Raw genomic sequence first — 17,703 nt, forward strand, 5'->3', positions numbered from 1 at the left:
TTCTTTGAAAACTAGATAATGATAATGAAGAAGCAATAACCGAGTAATCGCCATCTTAGTTTTTTTCTCTTATTTTGAAAATAAGTAAGAGCACAAACCATGAGGACGATGAGCGGCAAGGAGATCAAGGAAGCGACCGAGTGAGCACCGGAGCGTACTTCAGTACGTGAGGAGCGGAGCGAGAGAGCTGACGCAGAGATCCGCAGTCGATCAGCGGCCGAAGTAGGTTAAGTTAGAAAGGGCGCACGGTGAATGCCTTGGCACTAGGAGCCGATGAAGGACGGTACTAACACCGATATGCTTCGGGGAGCTGTAAGTAAGCTTTGATCCGGAGATTTCCGAATGGGGAAACCCCCTATCCGTAATGGGATAGGATCTTTACCTGAATACATAGGGTATAGAAGGCAGACCCGGGGAACTGAAACATCTAAGTACCCGGAGGAAGAGAAAGCAAACGCGATTCCCTGAGTAGCGGCGAGCGAAACGGGATTAGCCCAAACCAAGAGGCTTGCCTCTTGGGGTTGTAGGACACTCTACACGGAGTTACAAAGGAACGAGGTAAATGAACAGGTCTGGAAAGGCCGGCCAGAGAAGGTAAAAGCCCTGTAGTTGAAACTTCGTTCCCTCCAGAGTGGATCCTGAGTACGGCGGGACACGAGAAATCCCGTCGGAAGCAGGGAGGACCATCTCCCAAGGCTAAATACTACCTAGTGACCGATAGTGAACCAGTACCGTGAGGGAAAGGTGAAAAGCACCCCGGAAGGGGAGTGAAAGAGATCCTGAAACCGTGTGCCTACAAGTAGTTAGAGCCCGTTAATGGGTGATAGCGTGCCTTTTGTAGAATGAACCGGCGAGTTACGATTACATGCGAGGTTAAGTTGATGAGACGGAGCCGCAGCGAAAGCGAGTCTGAATAGGGCGAATGAGTATGTGGTCGTAGACCCGAAACCAGGTGATCTACCCATGTCCAGGGTGAAGTCCAGGTAACACTGGATGGAGGCCCGAACCCACGCACGTTGAAAAGTGCGGGGATGAGGTGTGGGTAGCGGAGAAATTCCAATCGAACTTGGAGATAGCTGGTTCTCTCCGAAATAGCTTTAGGGCTAGCCTCATGTAGTAAGAGTCTTGGAGGTAGAGCACTGTTTGGACTAGGGGCCCCCATCGGGTTACCGAATTCAGACAAACTCCGAATGCCAAAGACTTATCCATGGGAGTCAGACTGCGAGTGATAAGATCCGTAGTCAAGAGGGAAACAGCCCAGACCACCAGCTAAGGTCCCAAAGTATACGTTAAGTGGAAAAGGATGTGGAGTTGCTTAGACAACCAGGATGTTGGCTTAGAAGCAGCCACCATTTAAAGAGTGCGTAATAGCTCACTGGTCGAGTGACTCCGCGCCGAAAATGTACCGGGGCTAAACGTATCACCGAAGCTGTGGATTGACATCTTACGATGTCAGTGGTAGGAGAGCGTTCTAAGGGCGTTGAAGCCAGACCGCAAGGACTGGTGGAGCGCTTAGAAGTGAGAATGCCGGTATGAGTAGCGAAAGATGGGTGAGAATCCCATCCACCGAATGCCTAAGGTTTCCTGAGGAAGGCTCGTCCGCTCAGGGTTAGTCGGGACCTAAGCCGAGGCTGAAAAGCGTAGGCGATGGACAACAGGTTGATATTCCTGTACCACCTCTTTACCGTTTGAGCAATGGGGGGACGCAGGAGGATAGGGTAAGCACGCTGCTGGATTAGCGTGTCCAAGCAGTTAGGCCGGTAACGAGGCAAATCCCGTTACCACACAGGCTGAGCTGTGACGGCGAGGGAAATTTAGTACCGAAGTTCCTGATTCCACACTGCCAAGAAAAGCCTCTAGCGAGGGAAAAGGTGCCCGTACCGCAAACCGACACAGGTAGGCGAGGAGAGAATCCTAAGGTGAGCGAGAGAACTCTCGTTAAGGAACTCGGCAAAATGACCCCGTAACTTCGGGAGAAGGGGTGCTCATTAGGGTGAATAGCCCTGATGAGCCGCAGTGAATAGGCCCAGGCGACTGTTTAGCAAAAACACAGGTCTCTGCGAAGCCGCAAGGCGAAGTATAGGGGCTGACGCCTGCCCGGTGCTGGAAGGTTAAGAGGAGAGGTTAGCGCAAGCGAAGCTTTGAATCGAAGCCCCAGTAAACGGCGGCCGTAACTATAACGGTCCTAAGGTAGCGAAATTCCTTGTCGGGTAAGTTCCGACCCGCACGAAAGGCGTAACGATCTGGGCACTGTCTCAACGAGAGACTCGGTGAAATTATAGTACCTGTGAAGATGCAGGTTACCCGCGACAGGACGGAAAGACCCCGTGGAGCTTTACTGTAGCCTGATATTGAATTTTGGTACAGCTTGTACAGGATAGGTAGGAGCCTGAGAAGCCGGAGCGCCAGCTTCGGTGGAGGCGTCGGTGGGATACTACCCTGGCTGTATTGAAATTCTAACCCGCGCCCCTTATCGGGGCGGGAGACAGTGTCAGGTGGGCAGTTTGACTGGGGCGGTCGCCTCCTAAAAAGTAACGGAGGCGCCCAAAGGTTCCCTCAGAATGGTTGGAAATCATTCGCAGAGTGTAAAGGCACAAGGGAGCTTGACTGCGAGACCTACAAGTCGAGCAGGGACGAAAGTCGGGCTTAGTGATCCGGTGGTTCCGCATGGAAGGGCCATCGCTCAACGGATAAAAGCTACCCCGGGGATAACAGGCTTATCTCCCCCAAGAGTCCACATCGACGGGGAGGTTTGGCACCTCGATGTCGGCTCATCGCATCCTGGGGCTGTAGTCGGTCCCAAGGGTTGGGCTGTTCGCCCATTAAAGCGGTACGCGAGCTGGGTTCAGAACGTCGTGAGACAGTTCGGTCCCTATCCGTCGTGGGCGCAGGAAATTTGAGAGGAGCTGTCCTTAGTACGAGAGGACCGGGATGGACGCACCGCTGGTGTACCAGTTGTCTTGCCAAAGGCATCGCTGGGTAGCTATGTGCGGAAGGGATAAGTGCTGAAAGCATCTAAGCATGAAGCCCCCCTCGAGATGAGATTTCCCATAGCGTCAAGCTAGTAAGATCCCTGAAAGATGATCAGGTTGATAGGTCAGAGGTGGAAGCGTGGCGACATGTGGAGCTGACTGATACTAATCGATCGAGGACTTAACCAAGTCATTGGTGAATACTCGGCAAATGCTTCTTCATGCATTATCTAGTTTTGAGGGAACGAAGTTTCTTCAACCAAATAGTCCGGTGGCGATAGCGAGAAGGTCACACCCGTTCCCATACCGAACACGGAAGTTAAGCTTCTCAGCGCCGATGGTAGTTAGGGGCTGTCCCCTTGTGAGAGTAGGACGCTGCCGGGCGGAAAAACAAATTGTGACGAAAAATCACACAAATAATATTATCGCGGGGTGGAGCAGTTCGGTAGCTCGTCGGGCTCATAACCCGAAGGTCGCAGGTTCAAATCCTGCCCCCGCAATCTGGTCCGGTAGTTCAGTTGGTTAGAATGCCTGCCTGTCACGCAGGAGGTCGCGGGTTCGAGTCCCGTCCGGACCGCCATTTTCTAATATTAAGAACGTCAAACGAAACCTAGTTTCGTCTTTTTTTTATTCTTTTTTATCCTCAGCTTATATTCCATTAATAATGAAAATAGCTTACTTTGCCCATTGCTGCAAAATAAGGTAAACTACATATAGATTATTCTCCTTAGGATTTATCCTAAGGTTTTTTTTCTTTATAGATTAGACCATAAAAGGTGATGAAACATATGAGTCAGTTTGAGTTTATCTCAAAGAAGCCAGAGGATACGATGGCGTTTTCGGAAAGGCTGGGCAGTCTGCTCCAGCCGGGGGATGTCCTTGCTCTGGAAGGAGATTTGGGCGCAGGAAAAACGACATTCACCAAGGGGCTGGCAAAAGGACTTAATATTACCCGTAATGTAAATAGCCCCACTTTTACGATTATTAAAGAATACCAAGGAAGATTGCCCCTGTATCATATGGATGTATATAGAGTTGAAGATTCTTTTGAGGATTTGGGGTTTGATGAATATTTTGAAGGCAATGGGGTCACAGTTGTAGAATGGGCTCATCTAGTTAAAGAACAGCTTCCCGAAGAGTTATTGACGATTTATTTATATCTTGATGATAATGACTCAAGAAAGCTTGTCCTGGAACCCCGGGGAAAAAGATATGAGGAATTGTGTAAGGAGATTATGTTATGAAGGTTTTAGCCATAGATACATCCAATTACCCTTTGGGAGTAGCTCTTCTGGATGGTGATCAGGTTATAGGCGAGTACATTACCAATGTCAAAAAGAATCACTCTGTTCGTGTTATGCCGGCTATTGATATCTTAATGAAAGATTGTGGTGTTACGCCAGCTGAGTTAGATAAAATTGTTGTTGCGAAAGGACCTGGCTCCTATACAGGCGTCCGTATTGGGGTTACAATTGCAAAAACTCTGGCCTGGACTTTAAATAAGCCGCTGGTTGGGGTATCCAGCCTGGAAATTTATGCGGCTTCGGCAGGCAGATACTTTAATGGCGTCATATCTCCTTTGTTTGATGCACGGAGAGGACAAATATATACTGGCCTGTATCAATATAAGGAAGGGCAGTTAGCATCTCTTATGAAAGACCAGCTCCTTCTTGCAAAAGATTGGGCAGCAATGCTTTCTGAGCAGCAAGAGAAGGTCCTTTTTATAGGGAATGATCTGCCTTTACATAAAGAGGTATTTACAGAATCCCTTAGAGACCTGGCTGTGTACGCTTCGCCTGCAGAACATAATCCAAGGCCGGCAGAACTTGCCTTGTTAGGCAGAGACAGAGAGCCTGAGGAAGTTCACTCTTTTGTTCCTAATTATATTAGGATTGCAGAAGCTGAAGCCAATTGGATAAAAGCAAACCAAGAAAAAAAGCTATAGTGATGAGGAAGCGAACGTATGAATAAATCCTTAACTTTCCGTTTTATGAATGAAGAGGATATTGATGATGTTTTGGAAATAGAACATAAGTCCTTTGCAACACCCTGGAGCAGGGAAGCTTTTTTTAACGAATTAACACAAAATCAGTTTGCATTGTATGTTGTTTTAGAAGAAGAAAATAAAGTTATAGGCTACTGTGGAGCATGGATCGTAGTGGACGAAGCTCATATCACAAATGTTGCGCTGCTCCCTGAATATCGCGGGAGAAAGCTTGGAGAAGCTCTTATGCGAAAGTTAATGGAGATTGCGTCTGAAATGGGGGCCATCACGATGACTCTGGAAGTAAGGGTATCTAACTTTACAGCTCAGGCCTTGTACCGAAAGCTTGGTTTTCAAAATGGAGCCATAAGGAAGAACTACTACACTGATAATCAAGAAGATGCTTTAGTAATGTGGGTGAATTTATAATGAATAAAGATCAATGGATCATGGGGATTGAAACAAGCTGTGATGAGACGGCTGTTGCCATCATTAAGAATGGCCGTGAAATCTCAGCCAATATAGTTGCATCCCAAATAGAAAGCCATAAACGTTTTGGGGGAGTAGTTCCGGAAATCGCTTCCCGCCATCATGTTGAACAGATAACTATAGTGTTGGAAGAAGCATTATATAAGGCAGGCATTACATATTCAGATCTTTCAGCAATTGCTGTGACTGAAGGACCTGGCCTTGTAGGCGCGCTGCTGATCGGGGTTAATGCCGCTAAAGCAGTTGCTTTTGCTCATGGTATCCCTCTTGTAGGCGTGCATCATATTGCTGGACATATTTATGCCAATCGATTGGTTGAAGAAATGGAATTTCCATTACTGTCCCTGGTAGTCTCAGGCGGTCATACAGAGCTTGTCTATATGAAGGAGCATGGCCATTTCCAAGTGATTGGAGAGACAAGGGATGATGCTGCAGGAGAGGCATATGATAAAGTTGCCCGGACATTAAATCTGCCATATCCAGGCGGTCCTCACATTGACAGACTCGCTCATGAAGGGAACCCGACCATTCAGCTTCCGAGAGCATGGCTGGAAGAAGGTTCATACGATTTTAGCTTCAGCGGCTTAAAGTCTGCCGTTATCAACACTGTTCACAATGCTGAGCAGCGTGGTGAGACCATTGTGCCGGAAGATCTTGCTGCAAGCTTCCAGGAAAGTGTCATTGATGTCTTAGTAACGAAAACAGAAAGAGCTGTTGAAGAATATCAGGTGAAGCAGCTGCTGCTCGCAGGCGGAGTTGCGGCGAATAAAGGACTTCGAGCTTCTTTGGAAAAGAGGTTTGGGGACAAAGCGGAGATAAAGCTTATTATTCCGCCATTAACATTATGCACAGATAATGCAGCGATGATTGGTGCAGCAGGAAGTGTGCTGTTTGAAAAAGGACAATTCGCCGGACTTGATTTAAATGCCAATCCCGGTTTGGACATCACTATCCACAATGATAAATAAATTAGGAAAAAGTCCCCGACCGCATAGGGGGCTTTTTCTGTGGATAAAATCATTTATTTCAGAATATTATGTTGGTAATGTGGATAAAAACAGTTTAAATTGTGGATAATGTGGAAAAGTCTGTGGAGAGTATATATAACTGCGTTTTTCTTGTGATTATCTCTGTGGATAATAGAAAAGACTGGCAGTGACTATTCTACCAGTCTAAAAGTTATGAATTTTCTTTTATTAATCATCAGCTAAAAGTGTCCATTCTTCCATCAATTCTTCCAGCTTAGCTTTTGCTTGATCAGTTTCATTTGTGATACCCATCACTTTTTCATGGTCTTGATAAACATTCGGATCACAGAGAAGCTGATCATTCATATCGATTACTTTCTCCAATCCTTCTATTTGCACTTCAATTTCTTCCATTCTTCTTTTTCGTTGGCGTTCGAGCTTTTTGGCTTCTTTATCCTGCTGATAATTATTTTTGTCCTGCTTAACAGGCTGTGATGCCGTGGATTCATCTTGCTCATTAAGTGCAAGCAGTTCCTCTTGTTCCTGCTTTTTTTCCACATAATAATCATAATCGCCGAGATACTCTGTTGCCCCAATACTGGAAAGTTCAACTACCTTTGTTGTGATTCTGTTGATAAAATATCGGTCATGAGATACAAAGAGAATCGTTCCAGGATAATTGATCAATGCATTTTCAAGAATTTCTTTGCTATCCAGATCCAAATGGTTTGTAGGCTCGTCGAGGATTAAGAAATTGGCTTTCTGCATCATAAGCTTCGCAAGCGCAAGACGTGCCTTTTCACCGCCGCTCAGTGTTGAAACAGTTTTAAGAACATCATCACCAGAGAAAAGAAAGTTCCCAAGTATTGTCCGGATTTCCTTTTCCGGTTTTAGCGGGTATTCATCCCATAATTCGTTCAGGACTCTTTTATTGCTGGTGAGTTCCGCCTGTTCCTGGTCATAGTAGCCAATTGTCACATTGGAACCGTACTGTATCTCCCCGGAAAAAGAAGAGATCTTTTTGATGATGGTTTTGAGCAAGGTGGATTTGCCAATTCCATTGGGCCCCACCAGTGCAATGCTGTCACCTCTTGCCAGTCGCAGTGAAATATTCTCGCTCACTATCTCTTCATAGCCAATAGCAAGAGAATGTATATTTAAAACCTCATTGCCTGATTGCCGTTCAATGTCAAAGCCAAAAGAAGCTGATTTCTCGTCTCCCAGCGGCCTGTCCATCACGTCCATTCTGGCAAGCTGCTTTCTGCGGCTTTGTGCCCTTTTGGTTGTGGAAGCACGGGCAAGATTTCGCTGGATAAAATCCTGCAGCTTAGCGATCTCTTCCTGCTGTTTCTCGAATTGCTTCATTTCTCTTTCAAAGTTAGCCGCTTTTTGATCGAGATAGGAACTGTAGTTTCCTGGGTACTTTCTTATTTGGCGGCGGGAAATCTCGTAAACCTGGGAAACGACCTTATCAAGGAAATATCGGTCATGGGATACGATTAGAATGGCACCGTTGTATCCCTGCAGGTACTGTTCGAGCCATGATAATGTTTCAATATCCAGGTGGTTGGTAGGCTCGTCCAGTATTAAGATATCAGGCTTTGTCAGCAAAAGTTTACCAAGGGCCAATCTGGTACGCTGTCCGCCGCTCAATGATGAAATTTTAGTGTCATAGCCCATTGAGCTGAAGTTGAGTCCGTGGAGAATGGAACGGATATCTGCCTCATATTGATAGCCGCCATTTTCTTTGAAATCAACCTGAAGCTTGTCGTATTCTTTTAAGATGCGTTCATAGGCATCAGAGTTATTTAGGACATCAGGGTCTGCCATTTGTTCTTCAAGGCTGCGAAGCTGTTTTTCCTGCTTCTGCAGATGACTAAAAACAGTCAGCATTTCATCCCAAATGGATAACTCTGATTCCAGGCCGGTATTTTGTGCAAGATAGCCAATTGTTACTTCCTTTGGCTTTATAATCTCACCGGAGTCATATGTCATTTGTCCGGCAATAATTTTCAAAAGGGTGGACTTTCCTGCACCATTGCGCCCTACTAGCGCAATCCTGTCCCTGGTTTGTACTTCAAGCTTTATATTGGTTAAAATGGGATCAGCGCCAAAATTTTTCGCCAGCTGATTGACTTGTAATAGTATCATGTTCTTTCACCTCGGGTATAGAGTAAGTGTAACTCATTCATATATGTTCGGCAATAAAGGAGACAGGACTATAATCCCTTCTGCAGGGCATTCAATCAAGACAAAAGGCAAATAAATATGTGAGGAACAATACAAAGCACATACAAAGTAACAGAAAAATAGTGTATGATTTTGAAGAGAGGTGTTTTGAATGGCGGATTTTACTCATTTTAATCAAGAGGGCAGGGCAAAAATGGTGGATGTCAGCGATAAACCTGAAACGGCAAGAACAGCCATTGCTCAATCAAGTATTACTCTTAATCAGGAGATATACGAAAAGATAACATCCAACTCTATGAAAAAAGGGGATGTACTCGCTGTTGCACAAACTGCAGGCATTATGGCGAGCAAGAAAACATGGGACATTATTCCGATGTGCCATCCGCTGCCGCTTAAGGGCGTGGACATTTCATTTTCATGGAAGGCGGAAGAGGAAGAGTATGTCCTGATCATTACTGCTTCTGTAAAAACGAAGGGAAATACGGGTGTGGAAATGGAAGCGTTAACAGCCGCTTCTGTCTGTGCGCTGACCGTTTATGACATGTGCAAGGCTGTAGATAAAGGAATGGTGATTGGGCCAACCTTTTTAATAGAGAAAACAGGCGGAAAAAACGGAGATTTTAAAAGAAATTAATTCATCATAAGAAATGGGGATGGACGAATGGCCAATGAACCAATTAAGATACCGCAGGCAACAGCTAAACGGCTGCCTTTATACTACCGCTTTCTAAAAAACCTTCACTCATCAGGCAAACAAAGAGTCTCTTCAGCAGAATTGAGTGAGGCGGTAAAGGTAGATTCTGCAACAATCCGCCGCGATTTTTCGTACTTTGGTGCGTTAGGAAAAAAAGGATATGGATATAATGTGAATTACCTGCTGGGCTTCTTTCGGAAGACTCTTGACCAGGATGAGCTGACTAAAGTAGCTTTGATCGGGGTAGGGAATTTAGGAACAGCCTTTCTTAACTATAATTTTCTTAAAAATAATAATACCAAAATAGAAGTAGCCTTTGATGTTGATGAGAGTAAGGTTGGCACGAAAATCGGTGATGTACCGGTCCATCATATGGATGACCTTGAAGAAGTTATTATAAATAATAATATTCAGGTGGCGATTTTAACGGTGCCGGCACCGCCTGCCCAGGCTATTACCGATCGGATGGTGAATGCGAAAATAAAAGGAATCCTTAATTTTACACCTGCGAGGCTCACTGTGCCAGCCTCGATTCGGATTCACCATATCGATCTGGCAGTAGAATTGCAGTCACTGGTTTATTTTCTGAAAAACTATCCGGAAGAAATGTAAAAAAATGAGCCTTTTGGGGGCTCATTTTTTTATTTTATTTTTCATTTTAAAATGCAGGCCAACCATCCGCAGTCCGGTGCCAAAATCGAATGTGGCAATTATAATCAGAAAATAAGTAAAGAATCCCCAGGTTTCTTCACGCTGGGTATTCTGTATGGCTATAAAAGTGAAAAGGCATCCGAGAAGGATGTAAATAAAGCCTGAAAACAAAGGTGTGCTTCTCATCAAAATCCCCCAGTAAGTTTAAAACTCTGCAAAGCATTTCCCTATGCTAGAAAAAGCTGATAAAGCTCTGCATTTTTTCCATTTCTTCTAACCATTTTTGCATATTATCCTGATTCAGCTGGATAACCGCAACAAAGGTGTTCATCGCCACATGGGCAAAAATCGGCACAATAATCCGCTTCGTTTTGACATATAAGAAAGCAAAGGTGAACCCCATTGCCGAGTACAGCAGTACATGTTCAGGCTCGAAATGGGCAAGTGCAAAAATGACTGAGCTGATCAGGGCCGATAAGAAGAAGTTGAAGCGCTTATGGAGAGAACCGAAAATAACTTTTCTAAAGACAATCTCCTCAAGTATTGGCCCAATGACCGAACTAATTAAGATAACGATTGGCGATGCTTCAATAATCCGGATAATCTGCTGCGTATTCTCAGATCCCATTTCAATCCCAATCATATTTTCAATGCTGGCAGCAGTAGCTTGAGCGATCAGGGCCAAAAATATACCCCCAACTGCCCAGCCCGCTGAGCTTGCTGCGGAAGATGCATCCCTATTCAGGCCTTTTTTCATCTCTTTTCTTAATAATAGAAGCGTAATGATCAGTGTAACCGTAAAACTGATGACAAGCCAGTAGGCTACAGCCAGGATCTGCATGTTTTCGGGGTTCTGTCCAAGGGCATCTGCAATAAATAACACAAGCGGAACGCCAAACAAACTGGACAGCTGCATGGCAATATAAGCTATTAATATAAACCAATATTCCTTCTTCAAAATGTTATACTCCTTATTCTGAGTGTTGGAAAACAAGTCCTAAAGCCATTGTACTCTTAATAAGGAGCGGGTTTCAAATATCAGCATCAAAGCAGGAAAATACTATGGGTAAAGTGAAGAGTTCCGAAGCATACTTAAGAGGTTGTCTGTGTCGAAAAATAGCGTGTATGGGCGAATGAAATTTTTTCTAAAAAATTTAAGCTTCACCCTTGCAAATAGAAATGAGATTCATTAATATAATAATTGTGTTAGCACTCATACAGAGAGAGTGCTAATAAATAAAAATATTTACATATTATTTGAGGAGGTTGTTTCACTTGTTAAAGCCACTAGGTGATCGAATTATTATCGAGCTTGTTGAAACTGAAGAAAAAACTGCAAGCGGCATCGTACTGCCGGACACTGCTAAAGAAAAGCCTCAAGAAGGTAAAGTTGTAGCTGTAGGAACTGGCCGCGTTCTTGAAAATGGTGAGCGTGTTGCCCTTGAAGTTGCTGACGGCGATCGTATCATCTTCTCAAAATATGCTGGTACTGAAGTGAAGTACGAAGGCAAAGAGTATTTAATTTTACGCGAAAATGACATTCTTGCTGTAATTGGCTAATCGCCGATCAGACGAAGATTATTAAAGAATAAAGCTAAAATTTTTGAGGAGGTTTTTATCAATGGCTAAAGAGATTAAATTTAGTGAAGAAGCTCGCCGCGCGATGCTTCGCGGTGTGGATTCCCTTGCAAATGCGGTAAAAGTAACTCTTGGACCTAAAGGACGCAACGTGGTTCTTGAGAAGAAATTCGGTTCTCCACTTATCACCAATGATGGTGTGACAATTGCGAAAGAAATCGAGCTTGAAGATGCATTCGAAAACATGGGTGCGAAGCTTGTTGCTGAAGTAGCAAGTAAAACAAATGATGTTGCCGGTGACGGTACAACAACTGCAACTGTTCTTGCTCAGGCAATGATCCGTGAAGGCCTTAAGAACGTAACTGCAGGCGCTAACCCAATGGGCATCCGCAAAGGAATCGAAAAAGCAGTTGTTACAGCTGTAGAAGAATTAAAAGCTATTTCTAAGCCAATCGAAAATAAGGAATCTATTGCTCAGGTTGCTGCAATCTCTGCTGCTGACAATGAAGTTGGCCAGCTGATCGCTGAAGCAATGGAGCGCGTTGGCAACGATGGTGTTATCACAATCGAAGAATCTAAAGGATTCACAACTGAGCTTGATGTGGTTGAAGGTATGCAATTCGACCGCGGATATGCTTCTCCATACATGGTTACAGATTCTGATAAGATGGAAGCGGTTCTTGAAAACCCTTATATCTTAATCACTGATAAGAAGATCACAAGCATCCAGGAAATCCTTCCTGTACTTGAGCAAGTTGTACAGCAAGGCAAGCCTTTATTGCTTGTAGCTGAAGATGTTGAAGGTGAAGCACTTGCTACACTAGTTGTGAATAAGCTTCGCGGAACTTTCAACGCGGTAGCAGTAAAAGCTCCTGGCTTCGGTGACCGCCGCAAAGCTATGCTTGAAGATATCGCGATCCTGACTGGCGGTGAAGTAATCACTGAAGAGTTAGGCCGTGACCTTAAGTCTGCTACAATCGACTCTTTAGGACGCGCTACTAAAGTAGTTGTTACAAAAGAAAACACTACAATCGTTGAGGGTGCTGGAGACAGCGCGCAAATCGGCGGACGTGTGAACCAGATCCGCACTCAAATGGAAGAAACAACTTCTGAATTTGACCGCGAAAAATTACAAGAGCGCCTTGCTAAACTTGCTGGTGGTGTTGCAGTTGTTAAAGTTGGTGCTGCTACTGAAACTGAATTAAAAGAGCGCAAGCTTCGCATCGAAGACGCCCTTAACTCTACACGTGCTGCTGTAGAAGAAGGCATCGTTTCCGGTGGTGGTGTTGCCCTTCTAAACGTATACAATAAAGTGGCTGCTATCCAGGCTGAAGGCGATGAAGCAACTGGTGTTAACATCGTATTGCGTGCGATGGAAGAGCCTGTACGCACAATTGCTCACAATGCCGGTCTAGAAGGTTCTATCATTGTTGACCGCTTAAAGCGCGAAGCAGTTGGAACTGGCTTCAACGCTGCTACTGGCGAGTGGGTAAACATGATCGAAGCTGGTATCGTTGACCCAACTAAAGTAACTCGTTCAGCTCTTCAAAACGCTGGATCTGTTGCAGCTATGTTCTTAACTACTGAAGCAGTAGTTGCTGACAAGCCGGAAGAAAACGCTGCTCCTGCAATGCCTGATATGGGCGGCATGGGCGGCATGGGCGGCATGATGTAATTTAAAGCGTTGAACCCAACGTTTTAAATCATCATCCACCAGGACATAGGTACAGGTTTTCTTGTCCTGCTGTTCCCAAAACTGTTTATAACAAACAAAAAAGGAATTCCTATTCGGGAATTCCTTTTTTTATTTATTCTTTGTCCGAACCCCCGCCAAAAGTTTCGGGAATCATCGTGAAGCCTTCAATCACAGTATCTTCTTCCACTTCGATCATCAGATAGCGCTTGCCGTCAAAATGGACTTGTTTTACATATCGAAGATCTTGCGGGCAGATGGATATGTTGGCTGCCTTCGTGCTGATTTTTATTGATTTTGAATTAAATTTGGGCAGGACGCTGGTTGCCTTTATTTCATATTTGTCATCATCGATGATTTTTTGATAAGCGGATTGGACCTTTTCTGAATTAATATCTTCGAGACCACTCACTTTTAAAACGCGTTCTACGTCTTTGGAATCCAGCTTCGGCGGTTCATCCTCTTCGTTTTCCACGATCATACGGTTAATCTCTTCATATACGTTGGAAAGGGTTGCTGTGCTTAGCTGATCTCCTGTTACGTCTTTAATAATTTCCTCAAAAACGATTTTATCATCCTGCGCCGTCATCGTTTCTTCCCCGTTTAAAACGTCCACTATGAACTGGTAGTCGGGCTCATGTACCTTGCCTGCTGAATACAAGACGTGATTGACATCAGCTGCATGATCGGTAAAGCAGGGAAATAGAAACCCTGAAATGGGAGCCTTGAGGTTGATAATCGGATCAACGGTAAAATGATATTTAAATTCCTTCTCGACATAGTCAAAAAGAAGTTCTTTCTTCGGTTCTTGCGTGTTATTTATGCTGCAGAGAATAAAGGGATGAGAATAAACGGCATCCCGTTCACTTTCCTCGGCTTCTGCGTTGCGGCGTTTCATTGGCTTAAGATACTCCCCGCGAATGAATGTAACGACAATATCCTTTTCATATTGCCGGATTCCCAGCATTTTGCCGACTATCTGAAGCATTTGATCCATCCAGCCTTCAGCATCACTGCTTAGCAATCCCTGATGCAGGATGAGTTGACTGCTGTTTTCGGCATCCCTCTGAAACTTTAATTCAAAGAGCTTTTCATCCAATTGGCCGCCAAGCAGCTTTTTGAAGTTATCCATAAATAGCTCCTGCTGATCCTGGTCCAGCATTTCAAAGGGCTGGCTTTCATAATGATAAATCTCACTTGATTCCTTCATAATATAGACATTAAAAATATCTGAGATCTTTAGTAAGTCATTATTTAATTTAAATTGTTTCCGAATCTGTGCGATGTCTTTTTTGTTCACAGTTAAATCCACTCCTAAGCTGCCCAATATGCATATTTACTAGAATAACAAAATACATCAGCTCTATAAATTATTTATCTCTTTTATTTTCGCTTTTTTGAAAAGGGATACGTTAATTAAATTTGGCTGGAGATTTGAGAAGCATGAAGTTGATTTTTACCGGCCGAGTTTGCGCTGGCGAGGTGAATGTAGAATGCTGATATTTTGTTAACATAAAGGTATTTAATTGAGGCCTCTCATAAGTTGACTAAACTTATGGGAAGCCTTTTTTATTTCTTTAACATGGAGACATACTCTTCCAGATAAAATTGGATGCAGAAATAAAAATTACAAGTATCGACAAAAAATGGCAAGTTCTTTATAATAGTATAGTAAAATATAATCGTGAAATTAGTCCTATATTTAATAAAATTGAAAAGGCAAACTTATCGAAAGGTAAGGACGCAAAGCTACGAGTCTAAAATCCTCCAGGGTAATGACAGTCGGGTTGCCAAGGATAATAAAGAACGTTTATTTGGCTATCCCTGTCTATTTGGGGATAGTCTTTTTTTTTGGACACCTTTTAAATAGCTGCAAAAATGATGGAGAATACAGGCAAAGGAGATCAGCGATGATAGTTGTAGATAAGAAAAAATACAAAATGGCCATTAATGAGGCCGCAAAGGAAGTTCATGTACAGGTTCATGGGTTAATGAGAGAGGAGGATGCGGAAGGTTATATGATAGATTTACAGGATACGATTAGTAAGGTATCAAGGCAAAGTTATACATTTGTTGTAGACGGGACCCATCAAACCCCTGTCCCATCAAAGGTGGTTCCACAGCTTGAACAGACAATGCAATTTTATTCTTCATTGGGATTTAAGGATATTCTTGTAGTAAAACCGTCATCTAAAATTGCGCAGGTGCAAATCAGGAATGCACTTGAGAGAATTGAGTTCTCAGGTACGTTTGTTGATAAAGTGCCTCATGGCATCTAATGTTCGTGACAATGATTAGGGGATCATTAATTTACATTTGAAAGGGAGTAAAGAAGTGCAAACAACACTAGAGCTATATACATACGAAATTATAAAGAAGGATCAGCCAGAATTAATTGTGAAAGCAGCTGATTGTCTGGCTCGAACATTCATAGGAGTGGAGGTTGCAGGGAAATGGGTTCAGGAGCCAATGGTAGGACAATTGAATATAGGCTATGAGGATTTCTATCAATTTACCAAGGATTATTTAGACTCTACGATTGAACAGGGATATTGCGCAGTTGCAAAGGATGCTAATCATAAAGTTGTCGGTGTACTTGCGGGAGATACAAATGCACCTGAGATAATCGGAGAAGACATATTTGAAGGTTCTTTTTATGATATGAATGTAATTCTCCGTGTTTTGGAAGATGTAGATAAACGTTTTATGGAAGATTATAAAAAACAGAATGGACATGAAATCAAGGATGGAGAACTATTACACCTTTTCATGTTAGGCGTAATAGCTGAACATAATCGTCATGAAATTATTCAGCAGCTAGGAAATAGATTAATCGCAAAAGCATCATCCCAAGGATTAAAGGCTGTTTTAGGTGAAGCAACCAACCCTAAATCAATACGGGTCATGGAAAAATATCATAATATGAAAAAATATAAAGATACTGAAGGAAATTATATTGTCCATAAATATCAGGATAATAATAAGCTGAGTGGTATTCCTGCAAATGTAGCAGATGGAACATATATCCTAATAAAAGAGCTTTAAATTACATATAAAGTCTAATTTAATTAAATAGATGTTAGGGGATTTATTATAATGGAAGCGATTATGCTAGGCATCAATATTATTTTAATGGGAGTATCGGTGTTTTTTGCCTATCGATACTTTTCATTAAAACACCATCTCCATATTCATAAGGAAATAATAAATGGAATGGAAGAATTATCAGCAGGTAAAATTGCAGCGAAGGTTGATGAACGAAGCTCTAAACATGCTGTATTTAATGGGCTAATCGACTATTTCGGCCTTGTAAGGGAAAAGTTTTTTTCCTATTCAAAAGATGTTCATGAAAAAGGTGAAAATCTTACTGAAGTCGGTGAATATGCTTCTGAAAAAGCGGATATTGTTAGAGCGGCAATTGATGAGGTAGGCAGAGGGTTGACGAAACAATTGGCAGCAACAGAAGAAAGTGCTGCATCTATGGAGGAAATGACACAGGCTATCGAAGATCTATCCGTGAGATCCCTTCAGATTTCAGAACAATCGAATACTACCTTAGAACTGACGCAGGAAGGAAACGAGAAGCTAAAGGATTCCTTAGATAAAATGAATCAGTTTAATCAAACGGTAAATATAACATTTGATGCCATAAATAAACTCGGAGAAAAATCTCATGAAATCGGCACGATTGTAAAAGTGATTACAGGGATTTCAGAACAAATTAATTTATTGGCATTGAATGCGGCCATAGAAGCGGCCCGTGCGGGAGAGCATGGCAAAGGATTTGCAGTCGTTGCTGATGAGGTTCGAAAATTGGCCGAACAATCACGGCAGTCTTCCTCTGAAGTATCAAACATTGTAAAGAATATACAGGAGGAAACTGGGATAGTCGTGAACTCCATGCAGCAGGGAACAGAGGAATTGAAAGATACAAATACCACCCTTGTAGAAGTTGGGTCCATGTTCAAACAAATTCTGGCTACTACAAAAATTATTGCTGAAAATAATGAAAACTCTTCTGCGAGTACACAGGAATTATCTTCTGCTTCGCAGCAGATCATGGCAACAATTGTTGAGATTGCCTCAATCTCACGGGAATCTGTTGAAATGTTTGAGGAGCTAATCGAAATTAGTGATGATGAACTGACTGCAATGCAAAAACTTGTCCAGGTAGCAAAGAATCTTGTAGAGCTAACAGATGATGTAAACAAGTTAATATTTGTATGGAATCATGGTGCTGAAACAGAGGCAGCTCATGGTCAAATTGCTGATAAAAAGCTCAGTGCAGCAGTATAAAGATCGTTGCTTTGCTGGCTGATTAATATAAAGGTGCTTCTTTCAGGTAAATGCAGCCTGTGGGAAGCTTCCCTTTGATGCCCGAATTAGTCCTTATAAAAGAAAGGATCAATAAATATTACATTATTCCTTCTGTTTAATAGGGAATATTTTTATGGCAGCAAGGTTGCCAAAAGGCTTAATTAGGC

Annotated in this window: 15 protein-coding genes, 2 tRNA genes, 2 rRNA genes and 1 riboswitch; of the genes, 15 read left to right on the forward strand and 4 right to left on the reverse strand. The window is 43.1% G+C overall.

Translation table 11 applies throughout. The annotated features are described in order from the left end of the window. Positions 1-225 precede the first annotated feature (225 nt). From AC0VZ9_RS01520 to tsaD, 8 genes are all read left to right on the forward strand, one after another. Positions 226-3,161 (forward strand): 23S ribosomal RNA (locus AC0VZ9_RS01520). Between the two features lie 78 nt (positions 3,162-3,239). Further along, positions 3,240-3,356 (forward strand): 5S ribosomal RNA (rrf, locus tag AC0VZ9_RS01525). Positions 3,357-3,398: 42 nt separating this feature from the next. Then, a tRNA-Met gene (locus AC0VZ9_RS01530) sits at positions 3,399-3,472 on the forward strand. A 3-nt stretch (positions 3,473-3,475) separates the two neighbouring features. Further along, positions 3,476-3,552, forward strand: a tRNA-Asp gene (locus tag AC0VZ9_RS01535). A 208-nt stretch (positions 3,553-3,760) separates the two neighbouring features. After that, positions 3,761-4,216, forward strand: a complete 456-nt coding sequence (gene tsaE / locus AC0VZ9_RS01540; RefSeq protein ID WP_009336298.1) for a tRNA (adenosine(37)-N6)-threonylcarbamoyltransferase complex ATPase subunit type 1 TsaE — start codon at positions 3,761-3,763, stop codon at positions 4,214-4,216. Beyond that, positions 4,213-4,917, forward strand: a complete 705-nt coding sequence (gene tsaB / locus AC0VZ9_RS01545) for a tRNA (adenosine(37)-N6)-threonylcarbamoyltransferase complex dimerization subunit type 1 TsaB (RefSeq protein WP_009336297.1) — start codon at positions 4,213-4,215, stop codon at positions 4,915-4,917. Before tsaE ends, tsaB begins: the two co-directional genes overlap by 4 nt. An 18-nt stretch (positions 4,918-4,935) precedes the next feature. Further along, positions 4,936-5,385 (forward strand): ribosomal protein S18-alanine N-acetyltransferase, encoded by a 450-nt coding sequence (rimI, locus tag AC0VZ9_RS01550; RefSeq protein WP_009336296.1) that lies wholly within the window; start codon positions 4,936-4,938, stop codon positions 5,383-5,385. After that, positions 5,385-6,413 carry a tRNA (adenosine(37)-N6)-threonylcarbamoyltransferase complex transferase subunit TsaD gene (gene tsaD / locus AC0VZ9_RS01555; RefSeq protein WP_009336295.1) on the forward strand — a complete coding sequence of 343 codons (1,029 nt, stop codon included), beginning with the start codon at positions 5,385-5,387 and terminating at the stop codon, positions 6,411-6,413. Before rimI ends, tsaD begins: the two co-directional genes overlap by 1 nt. 228 nt (positions 6,414-6,641) lie before the next feature. Here tsaD and AC0VZ9_RS01560 read toward each other — a convergent pair whose 3' ends face one another. Continuing rightward, on the reverse strand, positions 6,642-8,564 hold the full coding sequence (locus AC0VZ9_RS01560) for an ABC-F family ATP-binding cassette domain-containing protein (protein WP_252245735.1): 1,923 nt from the start codon (positions 8,562-8,564) through the stop codon (positions 6,642-6,644). A gap of 190 nt (positions 8,565-8,754) precedes the next feature. Between AC0VZ9_RS01560 and moaC the strand changes: the two genes are divergently transcribed. Together moaC and AC0VZ9_RS01570 are read left to right on the forward strand one after the other, a co-directional pair. Continuing rightward, positions 8,755-9,237, forward strand: a complete 483-nt coding sequence (gene moaC / locus AC0VZ9_RS01565; protein WP_019382367.1) for a cyclic pyranopterin monophosphate synthase MoaC — start codon at positions 8,755-8,757, stop codon at positions 9,235-9,237. 27 nt (positions 9,238-9,264) lie between these two features. Next, on the forward strand, positions 9,265-9,909 hold the full coding sequence (locus tag AC0VZ9_RS01570) for a redox-sensing transcriptional repressor Rex (protein WP_019382368.1): 645 nt from the start codon (positions 9,265-9,267) through the stop codon (positions 9,907-9,909). Between the two features lie 21 nt (positions 9,910-9,930). On the opposite strand, the gene AC0VZ9_RS01575 is transcribed toward AC0VZ9_RS01570, so the two are convergent. After that, positions 9,931-10,134, reverse strand: coding sequence for a YdiK family protein (locus AC0VZ9_RS01575; protein ID WP_475396977.1), 204 nt, complete (start codon positions 10,132-10,134; stop codon positions 9,931-9,933). A 46-nt stretch (positions 10,135-10,180) separates the two neighbouring features. Further along, positions 10,181-10,906 (reverse strand): lysostaphin resistance A-like protein, encoded by a 726-nt coding sequence (locus AC0VZ9_RS01580; protein WP_475396978.1) that lies wholly within the window; start codon positions 10,904-10,906, stop codon positions 10,181-10,183. Positions 10,907-11,223: 317 nt separating this feature from the next. On the opposite strand from AC0VZ9_RS01580, the gene groES reads away from it, so the two are divergent. Together groES and groL are read left to right on the forward strand one after the other, a co-directional pair. After that, the gene (gene groES / locus AC0VZ9_RS01585; RefSeq protein ID WP_009336289.1) at positions 11,224-11,508 is read left to right on the forward strand and encodes a co-chaperone GroES; all 285 of its coding nucleotides are present in this window, start codon (positions 11,224-11,226) and stop codon (positions 11,506-11,508) included. Positions 11,509-11,569: 61 nt separating this feature from the next. Next, the gene (gene groL / locus AC0VZ9_RS01590; protein WP_009336288.1) at positions 11,570-13,201 is read left to right on the forward strand and encodes a chaperonin GroEL; all 1,632 of its coding nucleotides are present in this window, start codon (positions 11,570-11,572) and stop codon (positions 13,199-13,201) included. A gap of 133 nt (positions 13,202-13,334) precedes the next feature. Here groL and AC0VZ9_RS01595 read toward each other — a convergent pair whose 3' ends face one another. Then, positions 13,335-14,519 carry a DUF4317 domain-containing protein gene (locus tag AC0VZ9_RS01595; RefSeq protein ID WP_009336221.1) on the reverse strand — a complete coding sequence of 395 codons (1,185 nt, stop codon included), beginning with the start codon at positions 14,517-14,519 and terminating at the stop codon, positions 13,335-13,337. Between the two features lie 408 nt (positions 14,520-14,927). Next, positions 14,928-15,014: riboswitch (cyclic di-GMP riboswitch) on the forward strand. 115 nt (positions 15,015-15,129) lie between these two features. On the opposite strand from AC0VZ9_RS01595, the gene AC0VZ9_RS01600 reads away from it, so the two are divergent. Genes AC0VZ9_RS01600 through AC0VZ9_RS01610 form a run of 3 tightly spaced genes read left to right on the forward strand, consistent with a single transcriptional unit; the run spans position 15,130 to position 17,515 of the window. Then, positions 15,130-15,498 (forward strand): hypothetical protein, encoded by a 369-nt coding sequence (locus tag AC0VZ9_RS01600; RefSeq protein ID WP_009336220.1) that lies wholly within the window; start codon positions 15,130-15,132, stop codon positions 15,496-15,498. A gap of 55 nt (positions 15,499-15,553) precedes the next feature. Continuing rightward, on the forward strand, positions 15,554-16,264 hold the full coding sequence (locus AC0VZ9_RS01605; RefSeq protein ID WP_009336217.1) for a hypothetical protein: 711 nt from the start codon (positions 15,554-15,556) through the stop codon (positions 16,262-16,264). Positions 16,265-16,315: 51 nt separating this feature from the next. Next, the gene (locus AC0VZ9_RS01610) at positions 16,316-17,515 is read left to right on the forward strand and encodes a methyl-accepting chemotaxis protein (protein WP_009336215.1); all 1,200 of its coding nucleotides are present in this window, start codon (positions 16,316-16,318) and stop codon (positions 17,513-17,515) included. Positions 17,516-17,703 lie beyond the last annotated feature (188 nt).

Source organism: Cytobacillus sp. QJM3NY_8, from assembly GCF_056173585.1.

Coding starts and splice junctions, on each gene's coding strand:
- tsaE (WP_009336298.1), top strand. CDS start 3,761: ATGAGTCAGTTTGAGTTTATCTCAAAGAAGCCAGAGGATACGATGGCG.
- tsaB (WP_009336297.1), top strand. CDS start 4,213: ATGAAGGTTTTAGCCATAGATACATCCAATTACCCTTTGGGAGTAGCT.
- rimI (WP_009336296.1), top strand. CDS start 4,936: ATGAATAAATCCTTAACTTTCCGTTTTATGAATGAAGAGGATATTGAT.
- tsaD (WP_009336295.1), top strand. CDS start 5,385: ATGAATAAAGATCAATGGATCATGGGGATTGAAACAAGCTGTGATGAG.
- AC0VZ9_RS01560 (WP_252245735.1), bottom strand. CDS start 8,564: ATGATACTATTACAAGTCAATCAGCTGGCGAAAAATTTTGGCGCTGAT.
- moaC (WP_019382367.1), top strand. CDS start 8,755: ATGGCGGATTTTACTCATTTTAATCAAGAGGGCAGGGCAAAAATGGTG.
- AC0VZ9_RS01570 (WP_019382368.1), top strand. CDS start 9,265: ATGGCCAATGAACCAATTAAGATACCGCAGGCAACAGCTAAACGGCTG.
- AC0VZ9_RS01575 (WP_475396977.1), bottom strand. CDS start 10,134: ATGAGAAGCACACCTTTGTTTTCAGGCTTTATTTACATCCTTCTCGGA.
- groL (WP_009336288.1), top strand. CDS start 11,570: ATGGCTAAAGAGATTAAATTTAGTGAAGAAGCTCGCCGCGCGATGCTT.
- AC0VZ9_RS01600 (WP_009336220.1), top strand. CDS start 15,130: ATGATAGTTGTAGATAAGAAAAAATACAAAATGGCCATTAATGAGGCC.
- AC0VZ9_RS01610 (WP_009336215.1), top strand. CDS start 16,316: ATGGAAGCGATTATGCTAGGCATCAATATTATTTTAATGGGAGTATCG.